The sequence below is a fragment of the Schaalia sp. 19OD2882 genome (assembly GCF_018986735.1).
Lineage (GTDB): Bacteria > Actinomycetota > Actinomycetes > Actinomycetales > Actinomycetaceae > Pauljensenia.
This window is the reverse complement of the sequence record NZ_CP065521.1, coordinates 334,746-360,578: the sequence shown is the minus strand read 5'-3', so window position 1 is coordinate 360,578 and position 25,833 is coordinate 334,746. Positions and strand designations below refer to the sequence as shown.

Here is a 25,833-nt window from a genome sequence, read left to right as displayed (position 1 = left end):
TTCGTCCGTCAATCCGTGAGATTCGTCCGTCGAGGCGTTCACATCGAGTTTCGGCGGGCCACCAACAGCCTTGAGGAGGAGCGCTCAGCGCACCCGGAACTCGATCGTCACACCTTCGCCCACATCGATGAGGTCACCATCGGTCAGCGGCACGGTGCTCATGGGGACGACATCTTCCTCCGCGCCATTGACTCGACACAGCAGCGTCCCATTCGTCGACCCCAGGTCCATGACGGCCCACGCGGAAGGAGCAATGGAGATGACAGCGCAGTGCGAGCGCGAGATCGCCGTCATCGGGCTCGGAACCCTCAGCGGGGTCGCCCGGGCGCGGCCAGTGAGGGCATGAGGGTTCGGGTCACGGCCGATGACGACGTCACGGTCGAGCTCGACCGGCGCCGAGCCCGCGTGCATGAGGAAGCCGGCCCGGGGCATCGGGACATCGGTGGAACGGCTCCGGACGGCGACGCCCGCTTCCGATTCCGCCTCGGCTTCCATCTGCCGGAAGGCGCTTCGGGCGATCGCTGCTTCGAAGGCCTCCGGTCGCCGAGGCGTCCCTGCGTGCACCGGTGCGAGGGCAGACATGCCGACCGAGGCAGCATCATGCGTCCACGGAGCACCCCAAGGCCGGGGCGAAAGCGGGGTTTCGACCGTGCCGAAGGAGCCGGCTGCCGGAGGCTGCGGAACCGGAGCCTCGAAGGGACCGGCCGGAGCCGAAACCTGCGCAGGAAGGGTTCCGATGCAGATCTGCGCAGCCGGCGCACTGCCGAAGGCAATGTGCCGCCACTCGCCCTCGACCACCCCCGGAACGCTCAGGACGATGCCGTCGACGGAGTCCGGCTGGATGGCCTCGCCCCACAACTGGCCGCTCAGGGACACGGGCGCCCCACCCATGCAGATCGATGCGGTGGCCGCGCCACGGGTGGTCAGGTACCACCTCGGATTGGCCGTGTCCAGGAAGGCCAGGTCCACCGGAGCACTGGCGACCTGACGCAACCAAGTCCCGATGTCCGCCTGCCCGATGACGGCCTGGTAGGCCCCCGGCGCCAAGTGCTCCGGGACCAGTGCGAGGCCGGTGGGGCCACTGACCATCATGGCTCCGTGCCCGCGGGCAGAGTAGGAACCGGTCTGCAACATCACTGACCACCTTCAGTTCCGGGTCGACGGGTCGTGACTGTCGGGATGCGGGTCGCGACGGTGACGGGGTGCGTACGAATGGAGGGATCGGCCCCAAAGTCGACTCGGTGGGGACTCGGCCAGGTTCACCAACTCGGTCGCGTTCGTCTGCGGGTCCCCTTCCACCGGGTCGCCCTGTCGAAGTCTGGCACGTGGTACCCCGTTCACGCACGCCCGAGTCTCATTCCCTTTGCCTTCCCCTTGCGCGCACGACATGCGACCGTCTTACAATTGAGACCGTTCGAGTTCGGCCACATCGAGGAGTTCCCGTGAGCAGCACCGAGATCTACGAAGAGCGTGTGAGGGAGGCTCAACGGATCATCGCCGAGATCGCGGTCCCACACACCACATCGGCTGCCTTGAACTACGACTTCATCGCAGCTTCTCAGAGTCCATCGTTCGGACAACGGTGGGGCGAAGAACCTGCCGCCGTGGCATGCAGGGATCGTTACGCCAAGAGCGCCATGGCCCTGTTCCAGGAGACCACCGCCCTGACCCGTCAACTCCAGTCCCTGCAGGTCACTTTGGGTAAGATCCTGCAGAACCTGCAGGAGGCCGACATGACGGGTGAAGAGTCGGCCCAGATGATCAATGACGGGATGGGAGCGGCTGAATCCCCTGACCAGAGGCCCAAACCGCCTCGCGACCACCCCAGCTCAGGACCCAAAGTCCCCGGACCCCGCTGACCCGTACCAACGCTTCACCCACACCCATCTGAAAACACGAGACCCGGAGGGCCCACAATGGTCGCTTCACCCAACTACGACCGACTGGTGAAGGTCGCGGGACTGGACTTCACCAGTGACTCCGACGACACTGCCCAACTGGAAAAGGCCGTCAAGCTTCTCGAAGAGGTGAGGGGGATCATCCGGGATCTGGGCACCAGCCGTCCCTTCGAAGGTGACACCGCTGGCGCCTACATCACGTGGCTCAACAAGGAGATCGACAGCATCGGGAAGCGCCTCTCCCAGACGCGACTCATCCATGAGCACCACGTCCAAGCACGCTCGATCATGAAGAGTGCTGCCGCCGAGTGCAAGGGTCTGTCCGGCGACCTCCTGTCTCCTTGGGAACAGAATCTGATGACCGTCAGCGACGTGACGTCGATGTCGTGGGGGGGCCTCACGGTGCCCGTGAGCGTCTACATGCGCTACCTGGAGAACGAACGCAACACCCAGCGGGAGGTCATTGCGACCAGGATCCTGAAGACGATGGCCACCCGATTGAACGGCGTCACATTCGATGTCAATGCCGTCAATGACTCGGGCACTGAGAACAGAATTCCAGGAAGCCATTCGAGGTCGCAGGCCCCCGGTGGTGGTGGCTCAGGAGCCGGCGGCGGAGGAGGTGGCGGTGGCGGCACCGCCCCCACGTCATCCAGCCCGCACAACCTCGTCTCACTGCCCAGACACCCCGCCCAATGGGACCTGGACGGTGACGGTCGACCCGACACGTGGGACCGGAACCACGACGGCAGGCCCGGCCATGAGGACAATGGGAACTGGGGCAAGTGGCGCGCGCAGTGGCTGGAACAGCACAAGGGCCATACCGACGCGACCACGGAGTGGCTCAGGCACCATCCCACAATCCACCGGGACGGCATCGTGGACCTGTCAAGGCCGGCTCACCCCATCGGTCCCGACGGGCCGACACGTGACGGGTACGTCCCCCCGAAGATCGACCAGCCGGATCACCCGGCATGGCGCAAGGGGTTCACCGTGGGCGGCATACCCGGCCCCAATGCCGGCGGCGCCGTCCTGGCCGGGGCGGCCGGTCTGGGTGTCGGCGCCTTGGCAGCCGGCGTGGGTCGCGCGGCCCTGGGCGGCCTCGCCCCGCTGGGCGGCTCGATCGGCGCAGCGGGCCTGGGTGGCCTCGCCCCGCTGGGCGGCACGATCGGCACAGCGGGCCTGGGCATGGGTTCCGCTGCAGGCGCGGCCCACATTGGCGCCGGCACCTCCGGCGTCATGGGCGCGCCCATCGGTGGCGGAGTCCGCGGTGCTGCTTGCAAGAAGGACCGTCGTTCCTTGATCGGCTACCAGGTCGTGCGTGTCGAGGACGAGGAAATGGTCGCCGTCGACCAGAGCGCTTTCGGCGCCGGTGATGTCAGCTCGATCTCGATCGTGGACACCCAGTCCGAGGACGGCCGCTGGTGAGGATCTCCCGGGTGCTCGGTCGTTTCGCGGCGACCGGCGCCGCCTTGGCCTGTGGGCTGGTGGCGCTGACCCCTACCGCCTCGGCCGACGACTCCGTGTTGGAGCAGCCCGCATACGACGCCCTGCGCATCCAGGAGCTGCGCGACCGTGGGGTCGACGGCACGGGAGTGACCATTGCCGTTCTGGAGTCCGGTGTCGACACCACAGTGCCGGAGCTGCGCGACGGCCAGATCGAGGTCAAGGCACCCGGCTGTCCCTTCACATCCGCCCCGGCGTCCGTCGAGCACGGAACCATGGTGACGTCCATCCTCAAGGCCCCCGGATGGGGACTGGCCCCCAAAGCGAAGGTCGTCGTCTACAGGGACCCCAGAAGAGGTGACACCGAACCCACGTGCGACCCCGAGGATTTGACGGCGGAGGCACTCACGAATGTCGTGGCCAGGGCAGTCGATGACGGCGCGGACATCATCAACATGTCCTACGGCGGTTGGGATGTCACCTACGAGCACCTGTTCGACTACGCGATCCGGCACGGGGTCATCGTGGTCATCGGCGCAGGAAACGATGCCAGCCGAATCCCGGCAATCGACATCGCGTCCAGGAACGGCATCGTGGTGGTCACCTCCATGAGTCCCATCACCCGAGAGTTCTCCGATTTTTCCAGCTTCGGCAAGTCGGTGACAGTGACCGCCCCCGGCGAGGATCTGCGGTGCCGGTCCTACGATGCCAACGGAGCCATGACGGTGGTCAAGGAGGGCTGCAGAGGGACCTCCTACGCGGCTCCCTATGTCGTCGGCGCACTCGCCTTGGCCAAGCAGGCCCACCCGCAGGCAACTGGCAACCAGCTCATGCAGTCCCTCATCAAGACAGCGGCGAAGGACCCTTCGGGTTGGGACGAGCACTTCGGCTGGGGACTGGTGAACATCCGCGGCATGCTGGATGACGACCCGTCGAAGTACCCGGATGAGAATCCCTTCCTCGATCGCGATCCCGATGTCGCTCCGAATGCGCAGTCGCGCGCGGTCTATGACGCGGGACTGGTGTCGCCTCACTGGGCGGCGCTGGGAAAGGACTACGTCTACCGCGGCGGGGACTCACTCATCGCGGACACCTACTCGGACCGTGTCGCGATGGGCACCTCCCCCGCCTTCCACACGAAGCGACCGGCAGGTGCCCCCGTGGACGGGAAGCTCGGATACCAGGACTGACCCACCCGGTCATCGCAGGACCCGGACAGCACGCCCCTCCACAACGGACCGCCATCCGTCTTGCTGGGATTCGCTGTGTCAGCCGAAGGGACTCTTGTGCGGCGAGAGCTCCAGGATGGTGTCCCCACTCTGCTGACCGGAGGTCTCCAGGGTCAAGATGACGGCAATGTTGCGGTTGTCCGCACTCACGCGCCACTCCGCGTAGGTCTTGCAGGTCTTGTCCGTGCAGAAGTCCAGGATCTCCGCGGTGCCCCGCCAGTGGGTGGCCCTCCCGATGAAGGGCAGGACTTCGGGATCCGCCGTGACGGTCCCGTCCTGATTCAAGGTGAAGGACTTCTGGTAAGCCTTGACCGAGCCCGAGGCGATGTACATCGGGCGTCCGACCATCCACTTGACAACGGAGTCACCACCGCCCTGCGAGGACGTCCTCGTGGTCGAAGACTCCCCACCGTCAGCACCCGGCCCGAGCGGCGGCGGCAAGGGCGCGGGAAGCATCCCGCAGCCCCCCAGTACCGAGATCGACAGACTCAGCAGGGTCACGGACGTCGCCGCTGCGAACAACCTCTTCACACGCACCGGCGTACCTCCATCCCCTCCGGTCCTCCATGGGTTGCCGGATGTACGACAAGAACTGCACAAATCCTAACGATCCACAGCGGCACCGGCCACCGGGCAGGACTCCGGCCCCGTCCGAGTCACTCGACCGGGTCGGACCACACCATCTGGGCGTTGAACAGACCCGCATCGCGCGACACCACTTGGGCGCGCCCTGGAACCGATTTGCGCGCCTTCACGCGGCCGATGATCGGGCCCTCCTCCGGGCGGCCGGACAGAAGGATGCCCGTGCCCCCCAGGTCGTTCATGCCCTGGATGATGGGGTCGAAACCGCGACCGGCACCGCCCATGCGTCGCGACACGATGACGTGCAGGCCGACATCCTGGGCCTGGGGCAAGAGGGCCCCCAAGGGGGCCAACGGGTTGTTGCCGCCGGTGGCAACCAGGTCGTAGTCGTCCACCAGGACCCAGACCTCCGCCCCGGTCCACCAGGAGCGGTCGCGCAGCTGCTCGTTCGTCACCGAGTCGCCCGGCAGACGCGTCCTCAGGTATTCGACCAGGCCCTTGATCTGGCGTTCGGTCTCCTCCTTGGTCGTCATGTAGGCGACCTGGTACTCCTTCGGGACCTGACCCAACAGCGAACGACGCGGGTCGACGAAGCAGATCTGGGCCTCCTTGGGCCCGTGGGTGCGGACGATCTCCTGGGCGATGGAGCGCAGGAAGGTCGTCTTTCCGGACTTCGGATCGCCGTAGAGGTACATGTGGCTCTCCTGGCGCGGGTGCAGCAGGAAGGGCCCCATGCGGGACTCCTCCACACCCAGAACCAGCGCCTTGCCGCTGTCGGCGCCGTTCATGACCTCCGCCGAGGTGATCCGGTCGGGCAGCATGCGCAGCTTCGGACCTGGCGCTGGAGCCGACTTCGCGATCGTCTCCAATGCGGCCATGACGCCCGGCCCCAAGGAGGCCGGGTCGTGGTCGCCGTCCACCCTGGGCAGGGCGACCAGCACGTGGTGCGCGCCGGCCTCGAGGCCGCGGCCAGGCCGCCCATTGGGCACCGAGGCCGCGACCTTGCGGTCGATGCGGGTGTCCGTCGTGTCACCCAGACGCAGCTCCAGACGCGAGCCGAAGGAGTCCTGGACCTGCAGACGCAGGTCGCTCCAGCGGGAGGTCGCCACCAGGAGGTGCACGCCGAAGGTGAGCGCCTTTGCCATGAGGGCCTGGATGCGCATGTCCAGTCCGTCGATGTCGGTCTTCATCGACGCCCAGCCGTCGACGACGAGGAAGACGTCGCCGTAGCCGTCGTCGAAGCGCCCTTGGGCTCGGCCCTGGCGGTAGGTGTCCATCGAGTCGATGCGATTGGCGCGGAAGTACTTCTCGCGGTCGGCCACGATGCCTTCGATCTCGGCCATCATGCGGTTCGTCGTGTCCAGGGTGTCACGTGTGGACACACCCGCGACGTGCGCGCCCTCCGTGAAGGGGCTGAAGGTGCCGCCACCCAGGTCCAGGATGTAGAACTGGACCTCCGAGGGGGTGTGGACCAAGCTCAGCGCCATGACGATCGAGCGCAGGACGGTCGACTTGCCGGTCAACGGACCGCCGACCACCGCGAAGTGACCATTGGCCCCGGAGAAGTCGAATTCCAGGACCTCGCGCTTCTGCTCCAGCGGCAAGTCGATGATGCCCAGCGGAATGCGCAGGGTCCCCTTCGCCCTCCACGAGGGCGAGACCAGGCCGATTCGCGGGTCTGCGACCAGGTCGGGCATGAGGGAGTCCATCGTGTCCGGCACGTCCAATGGGGGCAGCCACACCTGGTGGGCGGGCACGCCCTTGCCTTTCATGCGCTCCACGGCGATGTCCATCTCGGTCATGCCTTCCCAGCGTTCGTCGCCGGGCTTGAGGACGGCGATCTCCGGGACGGAACCGGTCGACGCCACGGGTGCCTCAAGCTGCAGGACCGGGGCAGTGGTGAAGGGAAGGACCTTGACCGCCGCCTTGGCGGCGGCCTGGCGCACGGCGACCTCGTTCTTGCGTGGCGGCGGTGGGGCCGCCACATAGCTGGCGCGGAAGCGGATCATCTGCTCGGTGCCGGGCTTGAGATAACCCACGCCTGGGAAGGGCGGCAGGTCGTAGGCGTCGGGGACACCCAGTACGTCACGGGACTCGCTCGCGGAGAAGGTCCTCAGACCGATGCGGTACGACAGGTGCGAGTCCAGGCCCTTGAGGCGCCCGGATTCCAAGCGCTGCGAGGACAGCAGCAGGTGGATGGACAGCGAACGGCCCAGTCGGCCGATGGCCACGAACAGGTCGACGAACTCGGGTTTGGCGGTGAGCAGCTCGGAGAATTCGTCCAGGATGATGAACAGCGCGGGCATGGGAGCCCCGTCGTGCTTGCCGGCGATGCGGTCGGCCTCGTAATCGGTGACATTCGCGTAGTTCCCGGCGGCGCGCAGGACCTCTTGGCGGCGGACCATTTCGCCGCGCAGGGCGTCCTGCATGCGGTCGACCAGGGTCAGTTCGGACTCCAGGTTCGAGATCATCGCCGAGACGTGCGGCAGGTCCGACATTCCGGCGAAGGTCGCGCCGCCTTTGAAGTCGACCAGGACGAAGTTCAACTGTTCGGGCGAGTGCGTGAGGGCCATCGCCAGGACGACCGTGCGCAGAACCTCCGACTTGCCCGAACCGGTGGCGCCGATGAGCAGGCCGTGGGGGCCCATGCCCTGCTGGGCGGATTCCTTGATGTCCAGGTTGACGGGGACGCCCTCGGGGGTGACGGCGAAGGGGATGTTCAGGCGGTCACGGCCCTCACGGCGCTTCCACTGCACGTCGGGGTCGAAGTCGCGGATGTCGCCACAGCCCAGCAGTTCGGTGAGGTCCTGGGAGCGTTTCGGGTCCGAGCGCCCGACGGGAGCTTCGGCCTCGACGCGTTCCTTCTGCGACCAGGAGGTCAGGCGACGGGCGACGGCCTCGGCCTGGGCCACACCCATCCGGTCCGGCACGGCGAGGATCGGCTTCTGGTCGACCAGCAGCAGTTCCATCTGCCCGGGGCCGGCCTGGGCGTCGGGGTGCAGGAGCAGGCGAAGCATGTTCCGGGAGGTCATCGGACCCCAGGCGGTCATCGTCTTGAGGGCAGTGACGCCGCTGATCCCGCCCACGCGTCCGAATGGGGACGAGGTCGGGATGTCGACCCCGTCGACCACGAGAAGCAGGTGCGGCCATGTGGTCGCCTCGTCGCGCGGTCGGAAGTTGGGGCGCGAGATGAACTCTTCGCCGAGCAGTTCTGACAGCTCCAGCGGGTCTGAGGTGACCATGCGGGCCGGCCCGAGGGCATCGGTGGTCTCCGTGGACCGGGCGTGGGGCAGCCACTTGACCCACTCCCATTCCTTGCGGCGCTCCTCGGAGCACAGGACCGCGATCTTCAAGGCGGTCGGGGGCACGAAGGTCGCCAGGTGCATGAGCATGGCCCGTCCCTGCGACTGGGCCATCTCCAGTGGGCCGGCGAGTTCCACGACGGAGAACTCGCCGATGAAGACGCCGAAGGCGAGGTCGTCGACAGTGGAGTGGGTCTCCAGGAATCGGGACATGGCGGAGTGGCAGACGATGTCGGGCTGGGCGAGTGGCGGAATCTCCGGCTCCCCCAGTTCCATGGCCAGGTTCTGGGTCGAGGATCCGAGGCGCACGTTGAGTGTGTCGGGGCCGATGCCCTCGCGCTCCCACATGCGGGAGGCCTCCTCCGCGACAAGGACGAGGGCGTCCGGGGCGGGCAGGTACCAGTTGACGAAGCTCCTCTGCTTCTTCGCGACGGTGCGCACAGTGGTGCGGGTCTCGGCCAAGTAGGCCAGGTACTCGCGCCGCAGGGTGTCAACCTTCCGCCGATGGCCGCCGATCTGGCGGTGGATGTTGAAGGCGACCAACGAGAGCATCGCGAAGACCATGGCGCCGGCCATGAGCAGCATGCGAGGATTCGAGCTCTGGGACATGGCCATGAAGACCATGACGCCCATCGAGCCCATCATCGGCAACGCCGTTGCCAGGATGTTGCCGGCACCCTGGGCTTCGGGCTGGTCGGGCGGCCCCTGCAGGTCGATCCGGCCGTGCGGCATCTCCGGTGGGGACACGGTGGTCTCACGTTTCCTCAGGTCAGCCATGCCTTGATCTTCCGATTCGAGAGGTCGCAAGCATCCTCCGACAGTGACATCGGCAATGCCGTCCCATACTATCGTCGAGTCCACGAATGAGGATCCCGAAGGTTCCTTCGACAAAACGTTCCCAGGGAGGCTTGCATGGTCGCGCAACTCGCATCCGCGACCCTGCTCGACGGTCCCTTGCGTCAAGACCTGTCCGTCCCACAGGGAACGACCGTGGCTGGACTGCTCTCGATCCTCAAGGTCGACACCTCCGGGGGCCTGGTCCGCGTGACCCGGGTGGACGGGACGCCGGTGGACCCCTCCAGCACCATCGGGGTGGACCTGCCCTCCGGCGTCCTCCTGGCCTTGTCCGGCGGTCGGGCGAACAGTGAAGCCCTCACCCGGGCGGCCGGCAGGGTCGTCAGTCCATGGGTTCGACCCACGGTGGCCACTCTCACACTTTCCGTCCTCGTCGCCGTGCTGGTCATCACCACCCTGTTGGCCCCACTGTTCGCCTGGTTGCCGCTCTCCTGGCCCGTGCGCGGGGTGGGGGCCGCCCTGACCCTCGTACTGTCCGTAGGGGCCCTCACCCGGCAAGTCGTACGGGACTCCGCAGCAGGGGTGCTGGTGGGCACGGCCGCGCTGGGAACCATCCCGACCGTGGTCCTGCCGGTGGGCTGGGAGCTCAGTGGCCAACTGGTCCTGCTCTGCTGCGCATGGGGCGGCCTGCTGGCAGCGGTCGCACTGTGGGTGTTCCATCGCACAGCCACCACGGTGACCTGCGTGGGCCTGTGGGCGCTGGTCGCCGTCGTCGGCACGGGCACTGCACTGACCGGCGCCTCTTCGCAAGCCGTGTGGGCCGTCACATTGGGCCTGTGCGCCCTCGGCCTGACCATTGTGCCCTCGTTGTCCTTCCGCATTCCCGACACCCAGTTGCTCGACCTGCCCCTGGTGACGACCAGCGCCCCGACCGTGCGCGCACCGAAGGTCTCCGCACCGGCCAAGATCACCCCCGCCAGGATCCGCCGCTCCCTTGACGAGGCGCACGGGCGCGCGAACCTGTTGGTCATCGCCCTGTGCGTCCTGGCCCTGGCCGCAGCGGTGGATGCCGCCGCCCTGGTCGATCCGACGACATGGCAGGGGCGGTGCGCCCTGGCCCTGTACCTGAGTTCCGCGGCCGCCCTGGCCCTGGTCCCCCGCAGTCTGCGCAGTCCCCTGGGGCGGATCGCCCCACGCGCGACGGCCGTGGCCATCGTTGTGGTGGCACTGACCTGCCACGGGATGACGTCCACCCTGGGCACTGGCGTGGTGGCCGCCATCCTGGTCCTGTCGGGGACGGCATTTGCGTTGGCCAACGCGTTGGCCGGTCCGGACGGACCGACCGCATTGGTCCGACGGCTCGGGGACATCGTGCAGTCGTTCTCACTGCTCCTGGCCCTTCCGTGCGCGATCTACGCATCCGGTGCCTTCACCCGTGTCTGGCAGGTGGCCTCATGACATCCATGACGATCTCCGCTCCTGGGCTGCCCGGCGCCTCCCCCGCTCCGGCGTCCTCGCAGCTCCAACTCCGGGGAGCATCCTCCGGAGCCCTCGTCACCACACTGTTGGTCGACACCCTCATCGTCGGCGCATGCGTCGCGTTGGTGTGGTTCCTGCGTCCGTCGATCGTCCTGGCCACCTTGACGGTGCTCGAAGTGGCAATGGTCCTCACCTTGGCCAGGGCAACGACGGGACGAACTCCCGGAGCCCTGGTCACGCGGACCGCGGCAGTGGCCGCAGGGACGACACACGCCCCCGGTCTCAAGCGCCAGCTGTGGCGAACCACGCTGTCGGCCCTGCTTCACCTGACCGTCATCGGTCCCTTGGTCTCGGCTGCCATCGGACGGGACGGCCAGGACTGGATGGATCGGATCTGCGGGACGCGCACCGTCGACCTCAAGGCCAAGGCGGTCGTCGCGCCGACCTCGGCATCGCAAGTGGCCCCCTCGGGCCCCATCGATCCCAGGATGGTGGCTCAGGGCCCCGCCGCCATGGTCCGGGCCGCAAGCTGGGACGCCCCGCAGGGACGATCCCCCCATGGGCGACCGGCGCCCGTTCCGTCACCCGGAGCCCCTGCGGCAACCGTCCGCCCCGCATCGTCCACTTCAGCCCCGTCCACTCCCACCGCCCCCCTTGACACCCGCCCTTCCGCCCAAGCGCCCCAGCATCGCCCCACGCTTGCGGCCGCCGCGCACCCGGCGGCGATTCGTTCAACACCGGCCGCATCCGGAGAGCCACGCGCGCCCTACCCGAGCGCTCCGCCCCAATCCGCGCCCGCAGCGACCTCCCCCGGCCAGTCGGCGCCGCCGACGGGCCTGCCGATGCTGGACCGCAGCGCTCCGGCATCGGCCGCTGCGCACCGGGCTGCCGCACCCGGAACGCCACGTGCGCCCTACCCGAGCGCTCCGCCAGTGCCGAACCTGTACCAGCAGGAACCGGTGCCCGCACTCCTGTGGGTCGTCGTCGACTCGGGCCAGCGCGAACCCTTGGACGGGATCCTCGTCATCGGCCACACGCCTGCAGCCCTGTCGCCGGGTGAAAGGGCGGTCGTCGTGGCGGACACCACCGGTTCTGTCTCACCCACCCACCTGCGCGTGGGACGCGGTCGCGGGTCCGTGTGGGTCGAGGATGCGGGGTCCGCCCACGGCACCATCGTCCGCGGCGCAGGGGGCGCGCAGATGACCCTGGTCGCGGGTCGTCGGGTGAAGATCCCCGTCGGCTCGGTCCTGGTCATGGGGGAACGCACGATCACGGTCACAGACCGCCCCTGAGGCGCGCACGGCCACGGCCTTTCTGGAACAGGAGAAGGGCGGAAGGGATGAATCCCTTCCGCCCTCTCTTCCCCGGTCCACGATCCGGGGACGACGCGAGTCCGGGTCAGCTGAACAGCGATGCGTTGCGGCGATCAGTGGCGGAGAAGTCGTCGGAAGCGTCCACGACCGCTCCGGAGACGGCAAGCAGGATCTTGCGCATGTTCATCATGCCTTCGGTCCACTGCTCCTTGTACTGGAGGTAGGCCTGCTGGGCGTCACCTTCCCATTGGGTCATGAGAGGCTGGAGTTCGGTATCCATGCTGTCCAGGGCGGCTTCGATGCGGTCACCGCCGGTGGTGAGGTCTGTTGAAGCGGTCTGCAGGGCTGCGTGATTGACAACGATTGGCATTTGTCAGTTCCTTTCAGAGGTCCGGGATCAGCCGAGGGTGGCCTGGAAGTGGGTGAAGGCGTCGCTCTGACCGGTGTCGGTGGAGTCGAAGTTCTTCTGCGAGCCGCGCAGGTTCTCCGCAAAGCCGGTGAGGGCGCCCGTGACCTTCTTGGCCTCTTCGTCCCAGCGGACCATCAGCTGCTGGAAGGCCCCCGCCGATGCTCCCTGCCATTTGCCGCCGATCGACTCCATCTGGCCGCGCAGTGTCGAGATCAACTGCTGCAGTTCCGCCTGGGTGCTTTCCACGGTCTCTGCACCCTTGAGGATCGCACCGTCCTGTGCCGCAATCTGTTGTGCCATGTGTATTTCCTCCATGTCGTGACGACGGCCGGTCGGCCGGAACCCTATGGCAACGACAGCTTAAGTGATCCCGGTCAAGTCCGCTACAGGAAACTGTACAAGCGTTTGTCGCGCCCCCCACGTGTCCCGGTAGCCTGTTCCCCGGGGACACTTCCCACACCCGACGAAGGAAAGGACTGTTGTGGCCGCCTCGACATCGGCACTGCTGCCCATCACCTTGAATTCTGCGGGTCAACAGGCGGATCTGTCCGTTCCGCCGGACGTCGCCCTGGCTGAACTGGTTCCCGCCATGGTGCAGGCCTTGGGGCCGTTGGATGCCGCGAATGCCTCGCAGGGTTATGCGGTGCTCTCGGGGGCCGGACACGAACTGCAGCAATCCCTGTCCCTCAAGGATCAAGGCGTGAAGCCCGGCACGGTTCTCACGTTGGAGGCGAAGGGCTCGGGCATCGGCGACCAGCGCTACGACGACCTCGTGGAGGCGGTCGGCGCGACTGTCGCCGAGGAGCAGAACCCTTGGGAACGCAGCCACTCGATCCAACTGTCCGCCCACGCCTCTGCGGTCCTCATCCTGGTCGCCGCCCTGCTGCTGGTCACAGGATCCTCCTTCACCCTGCTCACGTGGGCCGTCGCAGGTGCCGGGGCCGTGCTGACCGCCTTGGCGGCAGCCGTTGTCGCACGCTCGGGAAGCCCCGTGGGCGGGGTCTCCCTGGCCCACACGGCCCCCGTGCTGTTGGGCGCAGCAGCCTTCTCCTCGGCGGCTGAGGAGTGGTACAGGCTTCCGCTGTTCCTGGCCGGAGTCGCAATCACCGCTGGCAGCCTGGTCGTCCTGGCACTTCCCGCAGCCCAGCGCTCGTCCGTGGCCGCTCCCTTGACGACCGGCCCCGCATTGCTGGCGTGCGGCGCATTGACGACCTTCGCGCAGATCCCACAGGACCGTGCGGCGGCACTGGTCCTGACCGCCCTGGTCGTCATCCAACTCGCAGCCCCGTGGATGGCCGTCGCACAGCTGCCCGTCGAGGTCGGAACTGCGAAGGACCGCACGCCCATCGACCCCTCCCTGGTCGCCGACCGCGTGGCCTCGGGCCACCAGCTGGTCCTCTCTCTCAAGGTGGGGGCGGCCTTGGCCTCGGCACCCCTGTCCTTGCTGCTCATGGACTCCATGCAGGCGCTGGCCCTGGTCGCGTGCGCGGGCGTCGCCCTCATGCTCTCGACCCGCTCCCTGCGTTCACATGCAGAGGTCCTCGTGGGCGTGCTCAACGGCATGGTCCTGACCGTCGTCGCTGCAGTCGGCACGACGACCTCCGCACCGACGACCCTGCCGTGGGTTCTCGCGGGCACCATCGCGGTCGCAGTCCTGTTGCTCGCCGCGAACGTCGTCTCGCCGAAGCTCCGGCCCAATGTGACCCGCCTCGCGGACGCGGCGGGTGTCCTGGCACTCTTGGCCCTTCTGCCACTGGCGGCCCTCGTCTGGGGCGTGCTCTGATGGCATCGAACAGGGAAATCCTGGAGGCCCAGGGCTACAACCGCAAGCGTTTGGTCACGGCCTTCTCGTCGGGCGTGCCGGGCGGGCGTGAGTTGACCACCAGGTCCCCCTTCACCCCGTTGATCGTCGGCGCCGCCCTCGTCCTGGTGATGCTCGCCATCGCCGCCATCATGGGTCGCTTCGCCCCGGTCCTGCCGGCCAACTGGGAGAACTCCACCCTGATCGTCGTCAAAGGAACCGGCGCCCGGTACTACACGATCAACGGGACGCTGCGCCCGGTCACGAACATCACCTCCGCGAAGCTCTTGTCCGAGCCGGGCGACTACAAGACCAGCGAGATCGACGCAGGCACCATCGACGGCATCGCCCGGGGCACCCAGGTCGGTGTCTTGGGCGTTCCCGATGACGTCCCGAAGGCCGCGTCGTTGCACTCGGACCTGTGGACCACCTGCGCGACCCCCTCCGGCACCCACACCTGGGTGGCAACCACACCGTCGGGCGCAACCTCCCGCGACGCGACCGTCGTCACCAGTGCGGGCCGCACGTGGCTCCTGTCCGGCGGAGTCCGCCACGAGGTCGCCGCCGACCAGGTGGGCCCCGTCCTCTTCACCCTGGAACTCGACGGTCGCGCACCTCGCGAGGTGACCGCACAGTGGCTGGACACCTTCGAGGAAGGCTCCCCGCTGACACCCCTGGAGCTCGAGAATCCGGGGGCCGCCGTTGCAGGCTTGCCCCCTTCCCTGGGAACCGCCAAGCTCGGCAGCGTCATCGAGGTTTCGGGGGATGCCACCCAGCAATCGGCCCGCGCCTACCTGGTCGTCGGCGACCGGACGATCACCCCGCTGACCGACTTGGCGCTGCGCCTGTACCGCATCTCGAAGGCAGGGCAGGCCGTCGGAAGCCCCTTGAAGGCCACAGTCGCCGACGTCGCGGATCTCACCGTCACCGACAAGACGCCCTACCCTGCGGACTGGCCGGCGACTGTCGCCGACTCGGTTCCATTGGACGACTTCGCATGTTCCCAGCTGGTCAAGGACGACTACGGGAAACTGCGGACCACCCTTGTCTCCCTGAGCTCCGCCGACCTGGCCCGCGCGCTCCAGGGCACTGAACAGCAGTCCGGCCAGCAGTCCGGGGCGGCGGCCACGGAAAACGGGCAGTTGCCCGCAGGGGATTCCGTCACGGTTCGAGGCGGCTCCGGCGCACTGGTCCAGGCGAATGCGGGCGGAACCCTCGGGGCGGTGATGCTGGTCTCCGACGCCGGCACCATCCACGGCTTCGGCGAGGACCCGTCGACGACACTCGGGCGCTTGGGCTACACGCAAAGCGATGTCCTGCCGATCCCGGCGGCGTGGACCGCGCTGATCCCCGAAGGCTCCCCCCTGGACCCGGCAGGGGTCTGGGCCACGGTGGGGCGGCAATGACACGTGCTTTTCCTGCTCTGGCAGCAGTTCTGACCGCAACCGCCCTGTCGGCGGCGGCCTTGCAGGCCCCTGCACGATCTGCGATGCTTCCCGCCGCCGAAGGCACAAGGGAGTGCACTCCGGGCCTCGCCCAGTACGTGGCGCAGCCCCCGGACGCCTTCGCCCAGATGGGCATTGAAGCGGCGTGGGAGTTCTCCGACGGGGAGGTCGTGGTCGCCGTCGTCGATTCGGGTGTCGCCGCGTCGAATGCGCACTTGGGCAGTGCGGTGTTGCCCGGACTCGACCTGGTCGAGCGCGGAGATGGGCGCACCGACGTCTTCGGGCACGGCACGGCCATCGCGGGTCAGATCGCTGCCCGCCCCGTCTCCGGTTCCGGGCTGGTCGGAGTTGCCCCGAAGTCCAAGATCCTGCCCGTGAGGACCTACGTCGACATGCAGGACCAGTCGATGAAGGCAGGCAAGGGCCCTGATCCCAGACGCACTGCAGAGGGGATCAAATGGGCTGCGGAGCAGGGCGCGAAGGTCATTGTCGTCGCCCAGTCGACCACGCAGGACACACCTGCCCTGCGCGACGCCGTCCGCTTGGCGACGGCTCACGGGGCGTTGGTCGTCGCCTCCGCCGGGAATGCCTCCGAGAACGACGACGGGGCCTCCATCCGCTTCCCCGCAGGCTACCCGGAAGCCTTGTCGGTCACCGCCGTGGGGAGGGATGGACTGCCCTCCCAGGCGGTCGTCCACGGGTTGCATGTGGAGGTCGCCGCCCCGGGGCAGGCGGTTCTCACCACCTTCCTGGACTCCGGCGACTGCGTCCTGGCGGGCGAACAGGCCTCGACGTCTTACGCGACCGGCTACGCGGCCGGGGTGGCCGCCCTGGTCGCCGCCGCTCATCCACAGGAGGCCCCCGCCGACTGGGAGTACCGCATGCTGGCGACCGCACTGCGCTCTTCGCGTTCCCAACGCGAGAAGAACCTGGGTTGGGGCCTGCTGGCCCCGCGTGAGGCGATCAACTTCGTCAACGACGGACGACTCCAGGGCCCACACAATCCTCGTTTCCCTGCACCGGCGAAGCAGGTGGCGCCCCTGCTTCCACAGCCGGTCCCGCAGGACCCGCCGCCCGTCGACCCCTTCCTGGTCGTTGCCGGCATGGCCGGCTGCTCCGCGGCGCTCACACTGGCCGGGGTGCTCGCATCACGCCTCATTCGCTGCGGACGTACTCGATCTGCACAGGACGGTTGATGGAATCCCCCGCCCTGAGCATTCCGGGACGCATCCCCTCACCCAGCCCAACGGGTTCGCGCGCAAATGGGAGACAGATGCACACCACCCCGAACCGATAGTGACGCTGAAAAAGGTCAGAGGACCGAAGACATAAAGTGGCTCCAAGTTGCAGTGACTGCGATCACTCTGTTGATCGCAACGGGAACAGGTTAGACCAACCCGACCGCCTACGACTACGTCGGCAGCCAGCGTCTCACTGTCGTGTGCACACCATTGGGGCCGGCGCTGCCGCCACTGGCAGGCCCGGAGGACATCATCACCATCATCGCCCCCCTGGTCGGCCCTGAGGAGGAAGCGCAGATCGAGGCCTGGAAAGTGGAGAACGGTCACAAGTGCGAGTTCGAGCGGACGAACCGCTTGGGACTCCTGCTGATCGTCCTTGTCCTGGATTCAACGACCCTTCTTGCCCTTGGCGCGGGGTCATCCTCCAAGGACCAGAGACCGTGTCTCTGACGGAGCCGCATGCATTCGGGGCGACTTCGTCGAGCGCATGGAGCTGTCGACGCCGTATCATTTTTCGACCCTCCCGACTGAGGTCTTCGCATCAGGACAGGATGGGGTGGTAGCCAGTGTTGAGGTTGAGGACGACCAAGGCGGTGGCGGCGATCTTTGTGATGGCGCGTGGATCGAGGCTGACTCACTGGAGGGCTTTGAAGCTCTTGAGCAGGGCATCGGCTCCCTCGGCAGGGGCCCGAAGGGCCCCGTGCACCATGTTGCGCGTCTGCTGGCCCACGCTCAGCGCCTTGCATTTGAATGGCGTTGACGCCAACCAGCGCCTTGGTACCCCTCGTCGGCCAGGGTCGTCACCCCCCCCTTGCGGGCCGCCTCGTGCAGGGCTGGCATGACTGACGCGCGGGCGGCTGTGATGTCATGGGTGGAGCCGGGCTCCACGGGCGAGACCCACACGGGGTAGCCGGTGTGGTCAGTGAGCACCTGGACATTGCCGCCGAAGGCCTTTTGCTTGCCCGAGGACCACAGGTAGGTGCCACAAGCGCTCTTGGCGGCGACACGGCCGGTGGGGATCAGGGTTCCGTCCACACACGTACGGCTCGCCCGATCTGACAAGGATGCGGCTCATGGCCAGCCGGTCACTGTGCAGGCAGTGGCCCGCAGGACTTCAATGGTGACACGATAGGACAGCACGCGGGGGATCCCCATTCAGACGATCTTTTCGTCAGAACCCATCCTGGACGGGCCCCCGCACCCCAACAAGCACCCCCCAACCATCACAGGGCACCCGCCAGCCACCCCGATGAGAGGACCTCACAGCCTTACCCGTCCCTCGTCCGCTGCCACCAACATTCGAGACGCCAAGAGCCTCGGTATTGACGAATCCGCCAACATCCGTTAGCCTCTACTCGGATGAGCAGGGGTTCGGTTAGTCTTTGCGGCATTCCCATTCCAGCATTCGACCTGCGTAGATAGGCCTACAGAGAGAGCAAATGATGGATCTGGATGAGAGTCTCGTTGAGGTTGTGCGCTCAACGATGGAGGCTGCGGAAGTCATGCGCCTCATCAATGAACGCGCCCCTGAACGTTCGACAGGAACAGACGAGGCGGACATCGTGACTGCGACTGTCGATCGTGACGGTCATCTTGTCGGAATGGAGATTGCAGAGAGGTGGCAGACCAAGCTCACGCTCGGTTCTCTCTCGGCGCACATTATGGCCGCGCTCAAGGATGCTCAAACTGCACGCTTCTCCGCCGCGTCGCATTCCTCCGCCCCGTTCAATATGCCGAGCGTCACGAAGAAGGAAGCGTCTGAGTTCCTCGAAAGCAAGATGGCGGAATCCACTGCAGGGCTCTCATTCGGCCCGACGGTCGACATTGCGGACCTCGCTGAGGACTTCATCGCACATTCTCAACAAATGCGCGCGCGACAGGACGCGCCACCCGAGCGAATGATTGGCAACGTACGAGTGTCCAAGCATGCTGGGCTGATCGCGTCCATCGAGCTCAATGAGCAATGGGCGCTCGGACGGAGCCCGGAAATCATCATCAATGCGATCATGATGGAGGTGCGGCGGACGGAACCCGAAGGCCCGGAAGATGACATTCTATTCGCCGCAATGTCCGCCATGAGCCGACTAGCAGAAGGGAACTGATGTGGATCCTGAACTCAAAGCATGCACCGAGGCGATCGATTCCGAGGCCAGCATATGGAGAACGCAGGCGGCCGCCTGTTCGGGCGTCGGCACGGCAGGAAACGCACTGAGGCTCACAGGCTTGAAGGCGGGAATATTCTTCCTCATCGTATCCCAATACAACGAAGTATGCGATTTTGTTTCTGCTCAGGGCGCGCGAGCGAACACTTTGATGACAGCGGCAGCTGATGCCTTGAACCGAAATGCGACCGCTTATCGGAATCGCGACGCCGATACCGCCGCTTCAATTGAAGGCGCATATTAGAAGGGAGCGACCCCATGAGTTTCAACGTCGGAACGTACGAGGCCACCATCAACGAACTCAATCTGAACGTTGAGCGCGTCAGCACGAAGAGCGAGGAATTACGAACAGCTGTTGTCTCGGCACTCGATTCGCCTTTGGTCATGGACTGGATGGCCGATCTTGTCGTCAAAGCTTCCAACTCCATCGTCAACGCAACCAAGGCTCTCCTGAAGAAAGTCGGAGAGTTCCTCGAGGGAGCCGCCGCACCGGTTCTCTTCTTCAAACGTGCTTACGACTGGGTGACAGACGTCAAAACGCCCATGATTGACATTTCCGACGCCACGAGCCCAAGCCATCTCATCAGCACCGAGAAGTGGAAGGGCGCCGCGCGCGACGCTTATATTCAGGCGGTGTCCGACCAGCCGGGCGCGGCTAAGGCCATTGCAGGTGTCGGTGGAACCATGGCCACACAACTTCGAATCATCGCCGCTGCGGGCTGCACTTTCTATATTGCTGTCGGCATTATTGTCGTCAAGTTCATCTCCGCACTCATTGCAGGTATCGCAGCTTGTGGCACAGTTGTATTGTCTCCTCTGGGCTTGGGGGTCATCGCTTTGGACTGCGGAGTCACAGCGGCTGAGTTGATTGCCGCAGGTACCCTCCTCGGCGTGACACTCGTGGCATGCGGAGCCTCGATCATCGAGATGAAGAATGTGCTTGCAGATTTTCCAGGTCAAGAGTGGCCACTTGCCGTTAAGGAATGATTGGTATGGATCTCCTCGCACCGGCCCTACTTTACGGTCTCCCCATTGCCGCAATCTTCGCGATTGGCGCATGGTCGGTCGTCAACAACAATCCTCGTAAGAAGGCACAACGGGATCACTACCGTACGACGTACGGGCTCTCGCTCGAGCGAATGCTCGCCGAGAGCCCCGTTGACCGAGCCGAGGTCCGCAAACTGCGCGACTCCTCGAAGTCCGGCGAAATGGCCGCAGTTCACTACGTCATGCAATGGGATCCCGTCCCGCTCGACGTCGCAGTCCAGTTCGTGCGCGCACTGTAGAGGCCCGACGGCTCAATCAGCCGCCTCTGACCCGACTTGCGCCACAACGGCCCCACCGAAGCCATCAATCGTCGCCTCGAACACCTACGCGGCATCGCCCAAGGGTTCCGAAGCCGCGCCAACCACATCACCCGAAGCATCCTCGAAACCGGCGGCTTCAGACCCCATCTACAACACCCCTGAAACGCGAAGAGCCCCTGAACACGAATGGCCCTCGAAGGTGCGAGAAATCCCTTCCACATCTCGCCCACCGCCAACCAGTACGACGCCACCCGCGCGGTCGAGCTGGCCTTGGCCGACCACGGGAAGCCGTTCGGCCGCCCTCTGCCCCACGCTTGCCCGACGGACCCTGACACGGGCAACGTGGTCCCGGTGGCGACCATCGTGACCGACAACGAAGGTTCGCAGTTCTCGTTCCGCTTCGAGACCTTCATCGCTTCCCCCCCCCCCCCCCCCGCAGTTGCGGTACGTGCGCTCCCCGGGCTAGAAGCGGGTCACGCGAGCGCCGCTTCGACACGCTCGAGGATCGAGCGGTTCTAGCTGGACCAGATCGACGACGCCATCAAACTGGCCCAGCGGGCCGAGGACTGTCGCGCCGAGTACAACAACCGCGCGTCTCCACCAGGCGATCGCCACAACGTCCCAAGGAGGCACACTTGGGCCCGACCCACTCCACCACCTCCAGCATTCGAACCCGAAGACATCCGGCCCAACATCGAAGCACTCATCAGCCCCCTGAAGCGTGCGGCCATCGACGCTTCCATGCCGACTGGCCTCTTCTGCACTCGGACCGACACCTCCTACCAGCACCGACCCCGGTGAGAACCCTCATATGGACTGGATCACCCGCCCGGATGCCAATGGCGAGGGCGGCGGAAACTGGTCGACCTCCGCACCGTTCGTTCCGGGCTCCATCAATGAGCAGATGGATGCCCGCTACAAGGAGCGGTTCGACACGATTCACGCAACCATTGACGAACTCATGTTCCCGTTCCTGCGCCTGGCAGAACCGAGCAAGTGCGACACTCACATCGAGAATGCTCGCACTGCATGCAAGAGCCTGTCATGTTCACCGAGTGTCGGGGAAGACAAGACTCCCACTGGCGCAAGTGAGATCACAGAACAGCTGGCGGGCATCGCGCAGGCCCTGGACAAAATGTCCGGCGAAACGATCGCAGCCTTCAAACAGAAGTTCCTCCTCAAGCTCAACCGGACCATTGCCAGCCTCCATGGAGCCTCAGTCGCATCCAGTTCAACCCTCAAGGCTGAACAGGAAATCTTCGACAAGGCGAACAAGGCCGTGATCGAGGCGGTGACCAGTGCGACAGCGGCTTTCATTGCATCCTCGGACAACACCGCAGCAGAGATCAAGGTGACCCTGAAGATTCTCGGTTTCGCCGTGACGGCTGCCAAAGCATTCACGGGGGATGGAGTGGGTGTCGGCCTGGACCTCGCGGATCTGGGAATCGACATCGGGGAATCGGCTGCCGGCGGCGAGGACTTCGCGATGGACACGAACGGGAACTACGAATCGGTGCTCTCCACGTTCCAACAGTCCCTGGAGGCGATCAAGAAGGACATCCTCGACAGCGAGACCTTCATCCAGGGCTACTTGGACAAGTGCAGCACCCAGATCGACACCGACCACGAGTCCTACGACCTCACCGTCCCCCCCCGATCAACAGCACGGACGTGGACGCGGGTCGCGTGGTCATCATGGATCAGAATCTGGTGAAGGAGATCTACCACAACTACCTCCCGACCATTTCTGCGGATCTCACCACTGCAGCGGATGATCTGAACAAGTTGAAGATGGAGGTCCGTCGATACTCGGGTATCGGCGTGGGGAGCAATGGCCCCAGCCCTGAGTTCACCGTGCTCCTCTACAAGATCTGGACTGCCGTCAAGGACTTGGCCGCCGACGTCGACCGCGGTGCCGCGAATCTTGAGGCTGCTGCCGCGGACTTTGCCACCAATGATGAGAAAACGGCGGCACGTCTGGACGAGACAGCCGGCCAGGTCCAGGCACCCACGGGTTACGACCGCTGGCCGGACTCCTGAGTTCTCCACTTCGTTGGAGCGCCCACATCTGTGAGCAACCGACCTGACTCGTGCCAGCTTGGTGCATCGGCAGACCGGTGGATTTGATGACATCGGCGCCTTGGTCGGTCATGAGCCTTGGTCCACCAACGGCGTCATGTGCATTCGAGCATGTCGAAGAGCCGGCAGAACCTCGCCCTTGACATGCCCGGCTCTTGATCTGCTCTTTCAAGACCGCGTCGCGCTCGGCTCTCATCGTTGGATGCATCGATGTCCAACATCGGCGGTCGAGCTCCGCCCGGGCGAAATACGTGCTCGCTTGTCGAAGGATCTCGTCGGCCCGATGCAGCTGACGAACTTCCCTCTCCTCCTCTTTGAGCCGCTGAGCATCCCGGCTGGTCGCCCCGCCCGTTGGTCTGAGTCGACCTCGGCCTTCCCGACCCGGATCCCCAACATCTCAGCATTGACGTCCAGCTCACCGGCAATCCTGGCACCGGTCAACCCGAATTCGTCGCAATGGGCAACACTTGTGCAGCTGCAGGCCGCAAAGGCGGGGGCCCGCCGCTCCACGCGGCGGGCCCCGACAGCCTCAACGGGAAACGCTCAGCGCACCCGGAACTCGATGGTCGTGCCCTCACCCACGTCGATGAGGTCACCATCGCTCAACGGCACGGTGGTCATCGGGATGACGTCCTCCATCGTCCCGTTGCCGCGCCGCAGCAGCGTCCCATTGGCCGACCCCAGGTCCATGAGGGCCCAGGCGGAAGGACCGGTGGAGATGACGGCGCAGTGTGAACGCGAGATCTCGGTGGCCGGGCTGGGAACCCGCAGCGGAGTCGCCTGAGTACGGCCGGTGAGGACGTGTGTGTTCGGGTCACGGCCGATGACGACGTCACGGTCGAGCTCGACCGGCGCCGAGCCCGCGTGGACCAGGAAGGCCACGCGCGGAGCCTCCGCGGCGGAGCGTCGCCGCGGCAGTACCGAATTGGCGTCACCCTCACCCGGCGCGTAGCTGTCCGAGGGACCTGCCGACCCGAAGGCCGGGTTGGCGTGCGCAGGAGCCTGCTGGGGCGAGGAGTGCTCCTGCGCCCACAGGTCGGAGGGGACCCGCTGTGCGGGAGGCGGAGGAGGAGGCGTGCCCCACGCCTGGGAGGGGGCCTGTCGGGCGGGCTCACCCCACGCCGGCGAGGAGGCCTCGGCCTCGGCGGCAACACGCGCCTGCGCGGCCTCGGCGCGCGAATGCAAGTGCAGCGGATTCGCGGCCGTGGGGATCGGGCCGCTCTGGGTGGAAGGCGCCGACTCTGCGCGTGAGGGGCCGGCATCAATCGGCGTTCCCGTCGCAGTGGCGGAGGCCCGGGAGGAGGCGAGCGGAGCAGGTGCGAAAGGCTCCACGGGTGCCGCATGTGCGGGCGGCACCGCGCCGGGGGCCGGCGGCTGGGCGGCCGCCACCGGCTGGATGGACACCGGCCGGAAGGCACTCTGGCGGGACTCCACCGACTGGCGCTCCACAGGGGTGTGGGGACGCGCGAAGTCGTGGGGAGCCGAGTCGGCGGGAATCGGGCCGGCCGAGCCGGTGCCGCTGGTCGGAGCCTGGCCGACAGGTGCACCGAAGGCTGCGGAGGGGGCCGAGGGCGAAACCGCGGAGGACGAACCCGCACCGGGTTCCTCTGAATCGGGAATCGTAGCGCCGAAGACGGACCCATGGGCCGCAGCCGCTGCAGACGGGCGAGCGTCAGCCGCAGATGACGCAGCCGACTCAGGGGCGCCCGAGGGCGCGGGCGTACCGAAAGCCGGGGTCGACGGAGCGGCCCCGGTGGGGTGGAAGCGGTTCATCGGCGGCACCGGCGCACCGAAGGCCTCGGCGGGAGAAGGCGGTGCGGCGAAGGCGCCGGGCTCGGGAGCCCCACGCAGGGACGCGGGCAGAGCGCCCACGCACACCTCGTTCGCCCGCACCCCGGAGGCGCTGACGTTCTGCCACGAATCGCCGTCGGTGCCGGGAACACGCAGGACGATGGCGTCCAGAGCCTCCGGGCGGACGATCTCGCCCCACAGGTGCTCGCGCTCCACAGCGGGCCCACCGCCGGCGGGATGCAGGGTGGCACTCGCACGCCCGCGGGTCGTCAGGTACGAGGTCGGACCGGTGGTGTCGATCAGCGCGAAGTCCGCGCCGGAGCTGGCCGCCTCGTGCAGCCACGTGCCGATGTCCACCTGACCATTGACGGCCTGGTGCGCACCGGGGGCGAGGTTCTCGGGGACCAAGGCGATTCCGGTGGACCCGTGGAGGACCACTGCTCCCTCACCGCGAGAGAGGTACGTGCCGATCTGCAACATCATTGACCACCTTCGGTTCTGGGTCTGCGTGCTGTGTCCTTGGGAACGGGAACCACCGACATGACGGGTCGGGTGGCCACATGTGCGTGCTGTCCGAGATCCGAACGCACCACACTGTCCGCCCGCACCACCAGGGCGGTGGCGTTGTCACGTGTGCCCCGCGTGAGGGCGAGGTCGACGAGTGCCGTGGCAGTCGTCTGGGGGTCGGGGCCGGAGGTCACCACCTGGGCGATCTCCTCGTCCGACAGGACCCCGTGGACCCCGTCGGAGCAGATGACCACGTGGTCGCCCTCGTACATGGGGGTGACGGTGTAGTCGGCCTTGGGCAGGCCCGGCATCGACGCACCCAGAGCGCGGGTGACGACGTTGGAGGGGGGCAGGACCACGGGCACCCCGGTGGCAGCCGCGTAGTCGCGGGCCTCCTGGGCCGCGGAGTGGTCCTTGGTCAGGAGGCGCGCCACCCCGTGTCCCACCAGGTAGGTGCGCGAGTCCCCGATGTTGAACACCAGCCAGTCCGGGCCGTCCTGGCCCCACACGCACAGGACTCCCGTCAGAGTCGTCCCCGGGGCCAGTGCGGGGTCGGTGTGTGAGGCAAGGGCGGCCACGGCCACGGCGGACTCCGTCACGGCGGCATCCACGTCGGGCAGGCCGGGAAGGCGGCCACCGAGGGTGCTTTCGCAGAGCATGTCACGCATGGTCTGCAGGGAGGTCCGGGAGGCGCGGTCCCCGCCTGCGTGCCCACCCATGCCGTCGGCGACGGCGAAGAACGGGGGAGCCGCGATCCACGAATCCTCGTTCAGTGCGCGCACAGGACCGATGTCGGAGGCCGCACCCCACCGGGTCTGGGCCACCGGGACGGTCCTACTTGCCTCCACACGTCCTCCTCGTCGAAGGGTTCAACCCTTTGTCATCTCCACCGAAGTGTGCCACGCGACCACACCCACGCGCACGCCAGTCGGCGAAGCGACCATCCAGCGCGACACATTGTGAGGAACGACTATTCTCGAAGCAGTGCAAATGAGGCGGCCGACGACGGTGCGCCACGGCGCCGCGAGAACACTCGTGAGCACGAGG

At 66.5% G+C, this 25,833-nt stretch carries 23 protein-coding genes and 1 pseudogene; 16 read left to right on the top strand and 8 right to left on the bottom strand.

Annotated features, from left to right (window positions below):
• Positions 1–84: 84 nt before the first annotated feature.
• Positions 85–1,134 (bottom strand): FHA domain-containing protein, encoded by a 1,050-nt coding sequence (locus tag I6B53_RS01515; protein WP_216765273.1) that lies wholly within the window; start codon positions 1,132–1,134, stop codon positions 85–87.
• A gap of 308 nt (positions 1,135–1,442) precedes the next feature.
• On the opposite strand from I6B53_RS01515, the gene I6B53_RS01510 reads away from it, so the two are divergent.
• Genes I6B53_RS01510 through I6B53_RS01500 form a run of 3 tightly spaced genes read left to right on the top strand, consistent with a single transcriptional unit; the run spans position 1,443 to position 4,534 of the window.
• Positions 1,443–1,859, top strand: coding sequence for a hypothetical protein (locus tag I6B53_RS01510; protein WP_216764536.1), 417 nt, complete (start codon positions 1,443–1,445; stop codon positions 1,857–1,859).
• 57 nt (positions 1,860–1,916) lie between these two features.
• Positions 1,917–3,326 (top strand): hypothetical protein, encoded by a 1,410-nt coding sequence (locus I6B53_RS11210; RefSeq protein WP_216764535.1) that lies wholly within the window; start codon positions 1,917–1,919, stop codon positions 3,324–3,326.
• The gene (locus I6B53_RS01500; protein ID WP_216764534.1) at positions 3,323–4,534 is read left to right on the top strand and encodes a S8/S53 family peptidase; all 1,212 of its coding nucleotides are present in this window, start codon (positions 3,323–3,325) and stop codon (positions 4,532–4,534) included. Before I6B53_RS11210 ends, I6B53_RS01500 begins: the two co-directional genes overlap by 4 nt.
• A gap of 78 nt (positions 4,535–4,612) precedes the next feature.
• On the opposite strand, the gene I6B53_RS01495 is transcribed toward I6B53_RS01500, so the two are convergent.
• A complete protein-coding gene (locus I6B53_RS01495; protein WP_216764533.1) occupies positions 4,613–5,074 on the bottom strand; it encodes a hypothetical protein in 462 nt (153 codons plus the stop codon).
• A 155-nt stretch (positions 5,075–5,229) separates the two neighbouring features.
• Entirely contained in the window at positions 5,230–9,234 is a 4,005-nt protein-coding gene (gene eccCa, locus I6B53_RS01490) for a type VII secretion protein EccCa (RefSeq protein WP_216764532.1), read from the bottom strand.
• Positions 9,235–9,369: 135 nt separating this feature from the next.
• Between eccCa and I6B53_RS01485 the strand changes: the two genes are divergently transcribed.
• Positions 9,370–10,710, top strand: coding sequence for a hypothetical protein (locus tag I6B53_RS01485; RefSeq protein ID WP_216764531.1), 1,341 nt, complete (start codon positions 9,370–9,372; stop codon positions 10,708–10,710).
• Complete coding sequence (locus tag I6B53_RS01480) at positions 10,707–12,023, top strand: hypothetical protein (RefSeq protein ID WP_216764530.1); 1,317 nt, start codon at positions 10,707–10,709, stop codon at positions 12,021–12,023. The genes I6B53_RS01485 and I6B53_RS01480 overlap by 4 nt, the downstream gene beginning before the upstream one ends.
• A 106-nt stretch (positions 12,024–12,129) precedes the next feature.
• On the opposite strand, the gene I6B53_RS01475 is transcribed toward I6B53_RS01480, so the two are convergent.
• Positions 12,130–12,414 carry a WXG100 family type VII secretion target gene (locus tag I6B53_RS01475; RefSeq protein ID WP_216764529.1) on the bottom strand — a complete coding sequence of 95 codons (285 nt, stop codon included), beginning with the start codon at positions 12,412–12,414 and terminating at the stop codon, positions 12,130–12,132.
• 27 nt (positions 12,415–12,441) lie between these two features.
• Positions 12,442–12,753: a WXG100 family type VII secretion target gene (locus I6B53_RS01470; RefSeq protein WP_216764528.1), complete on the bottom strand. Its 312-nt coding sequence runs from the start codon at positions 12,751–12,753 to the stop codon at positions 12,442–12,444.
• A gap of 181 nt (positions 12,754–12,934) precedes the next feature.
• On the opposite strand from I6B53_RS01470, the gene eccD reads away from it, so the two are divergent.
• From eccD to I6B53_RS01450, 4 genes are all read left to right on the top strand, one after another.
• Positions 12,935–14,236 carry a type VII secretion integral membrane protein EccD gene (gene eccD / locus I6B53_RS01465; protein ID WP_216764527.1) on the top strand — a complete coding sequence of 434 codons (1,302 nt, stop codon included), beginning with the start codon at positions 12,935–12,937 and terminating at the stop codon, positions 14,234–14,236.
• A complete protein-coding gene (eccB, locus tag I6B53_RS01460) occupies positions 14,236–15,660 on the top strand; it encodes a type VII secretion protein EccB (protein ID WP_216764526.1) in 1,425 nt (474 codons plus the stop codon). The genes eccD and eccB overlap by 1 nt, the downstream gene beginning before the upstream one ends.
• Positions 15,657–16,895 carry a S8 family serine peptidase gene (locus I6B53_RS01455; RefSeq protein WP_216764525.1) on the top strand — a complete coding sequence of 413 codons (1,239 nt, stop codon included), beginning with the start codon at positions 15,657–15,659 and terminating at the stop codon, positions 16,893–16,895. Before eccB ends, I6B53_RS01455 begins: the two co-directional genes overlap by 4 nt.
• 243 nt (positions 16,896–17,138) lie before the next feature.
• Positions 17,139–17,390 (top strand): hypothetical protein, encoded by a 252-nt coding sequence (locus I6B53_RS01450; protein ID WP_216764524.1) that lies wholly within the window; start codon positions 17,139–17,141, stop codon positions 17,388–17,390.
• A 282-nt stretch (positions 17,391–17,672) separates the two neighbouring features.
• On the opposite strand, the gene I6B53_RS01445 is transcribed toward I6B53_RS01450, so the two are convergent.
• Positions 17,673–17,975 carry a transposase family protein gene (locus I6B53_RS01445; protein ID WP_216764523.1) on the bottom strand — a complete coding sequence of 101 codons (303 nt, stop codon included), beginning with the start codon at positions 17,973–17,975 and terminating at the stop codon, positions 17,673–17,675.
• A gap of 404 nt (positions 17,976–18,379) precedes the next feature.
• On the opposite strand from I6B53_RS01445, the gene I6B53_RS01440 reads away from it, so the two are divergent.
• From I6B53_RS01440 to I6B53_RS01410, 7 genes and pseudogenes are all read left to right on the top strand, one after another.
• Positions 18,380–19,042 carry a hypothetical protein gene (locus I6B53_RS01440; RefSeq protein ID WP_216764522.1) on the top strand — a complete coding sequence of 221 codons (663 nt, stop codon included), beginning with the start codon at positions 18,380–18,382 and terminating at the stop codon, positions 19,040–19,042.
• A gap of 1 nt (position 19,043) precedes the next feature.
• Positions 19,044–19,346: a hypothetical protein gene (locus tag I6B53_RS01435; RefSeq protein ID WP_216764521.1), complete on the top strand. Its 303-nt coding sequence runs from the start codon at positions 19,044–19,046 to the stop codon at positions 19,344–19,346.
• A 14-nt stretch (positions 19,347–19,360) separates the two neighbouring features.
• Positions 19,361–20,089 carry a hypothetical protein gene (locus I6B53_RS01430; protein WP_216764520.1) on the top strand — a complete coding sequence of 243 codons (729 nt, stop codon included), beginning with the start codon at positions 19,361–19,363 and terminating at the stop codon, positions 20,087–20,089.
• Between the two features lie 152 nt (positions 20,090–20,241).
• Positions 20,242–20,388 carry a hypothetical protein gene (locus tag I6B53_RS01425; RefSeq protein WP_216764519.1) on the top strand — a complete coding sequence of 49 codons (147 nt, stop codon included), beginning with the start codon at positions 20,242–20,244 and terminating at the stop codon, positions 20,386–20,388.
• 45 nt (positions 20,389–20,433) lie between these two features.
• Positions 20,434–20,571 (top strand): annotated as a pseudogene (locus I6B53_RS01420) (ISL3 family transposase); the annotation flags it as partial.
• Positions 20,572–21,220: 649 nt separating this feature from the next.
• The gene (locus I6B53_RS01415; RefSeq protein WP_216764518.1) at positions 21,221–22,123 is read left to right on the top strand and encodes a hypothetical protein; all 903 of its coding nucleotides are present in this window, start codon (positions 21,221–21,223) and stop codon (positions 22,121–22,123) included.
• Positions 22,105–22,449 (top strand): hypothetical protein, encoded by a 345-nt coding sequence (locus tag I6B53_RS01410; RefSeq protein ID WP_216764517.1) that lies wholly within the window; start codon positions 22,105–22,107, stop codon positions 22,447–22,449. Before I6B53_RS01415 ends, I6B53_RS01410 begins: the two co-directional genes overlap by 19 nt.
• A 582-nt stretch (positions 22,450–23,031) precedes the next feature.
• On the opposite strand, the gene I6B53_RS01405 is transcribed toward I6B53_RS01410, so the two are convergent.
• Both I6B53_RS01405 and I6B53_RS01400 read right to left on the bottom strand, forming a co-directional pair.
• A complete protein-coding gene (locus tag I6B53_RS01405) occupies positions 23,032–24,762 on the bottom strand; it encodes an FHA domain-containing protein (RefSeq protein WP_253953914.1) in 1,731 nt (576 codons plus the stop codon).
• A complete protein-coding gene (locus I6B53_RS01400; protein WP_253953913.1) occupies positions 24,759–25,634 on the bottom strand; it encodes a PP2C family serine/threonine-protein phosphatase in 876 nt (291 codons plus the stop codon). The genes I6B53_RS01405 and I6B53_RS01400 overlap by 4 nt, the downstream gene beginning before the upstream one ends.
• Positions 25,635–25,833: the final 199 nt, after the last annotated feature.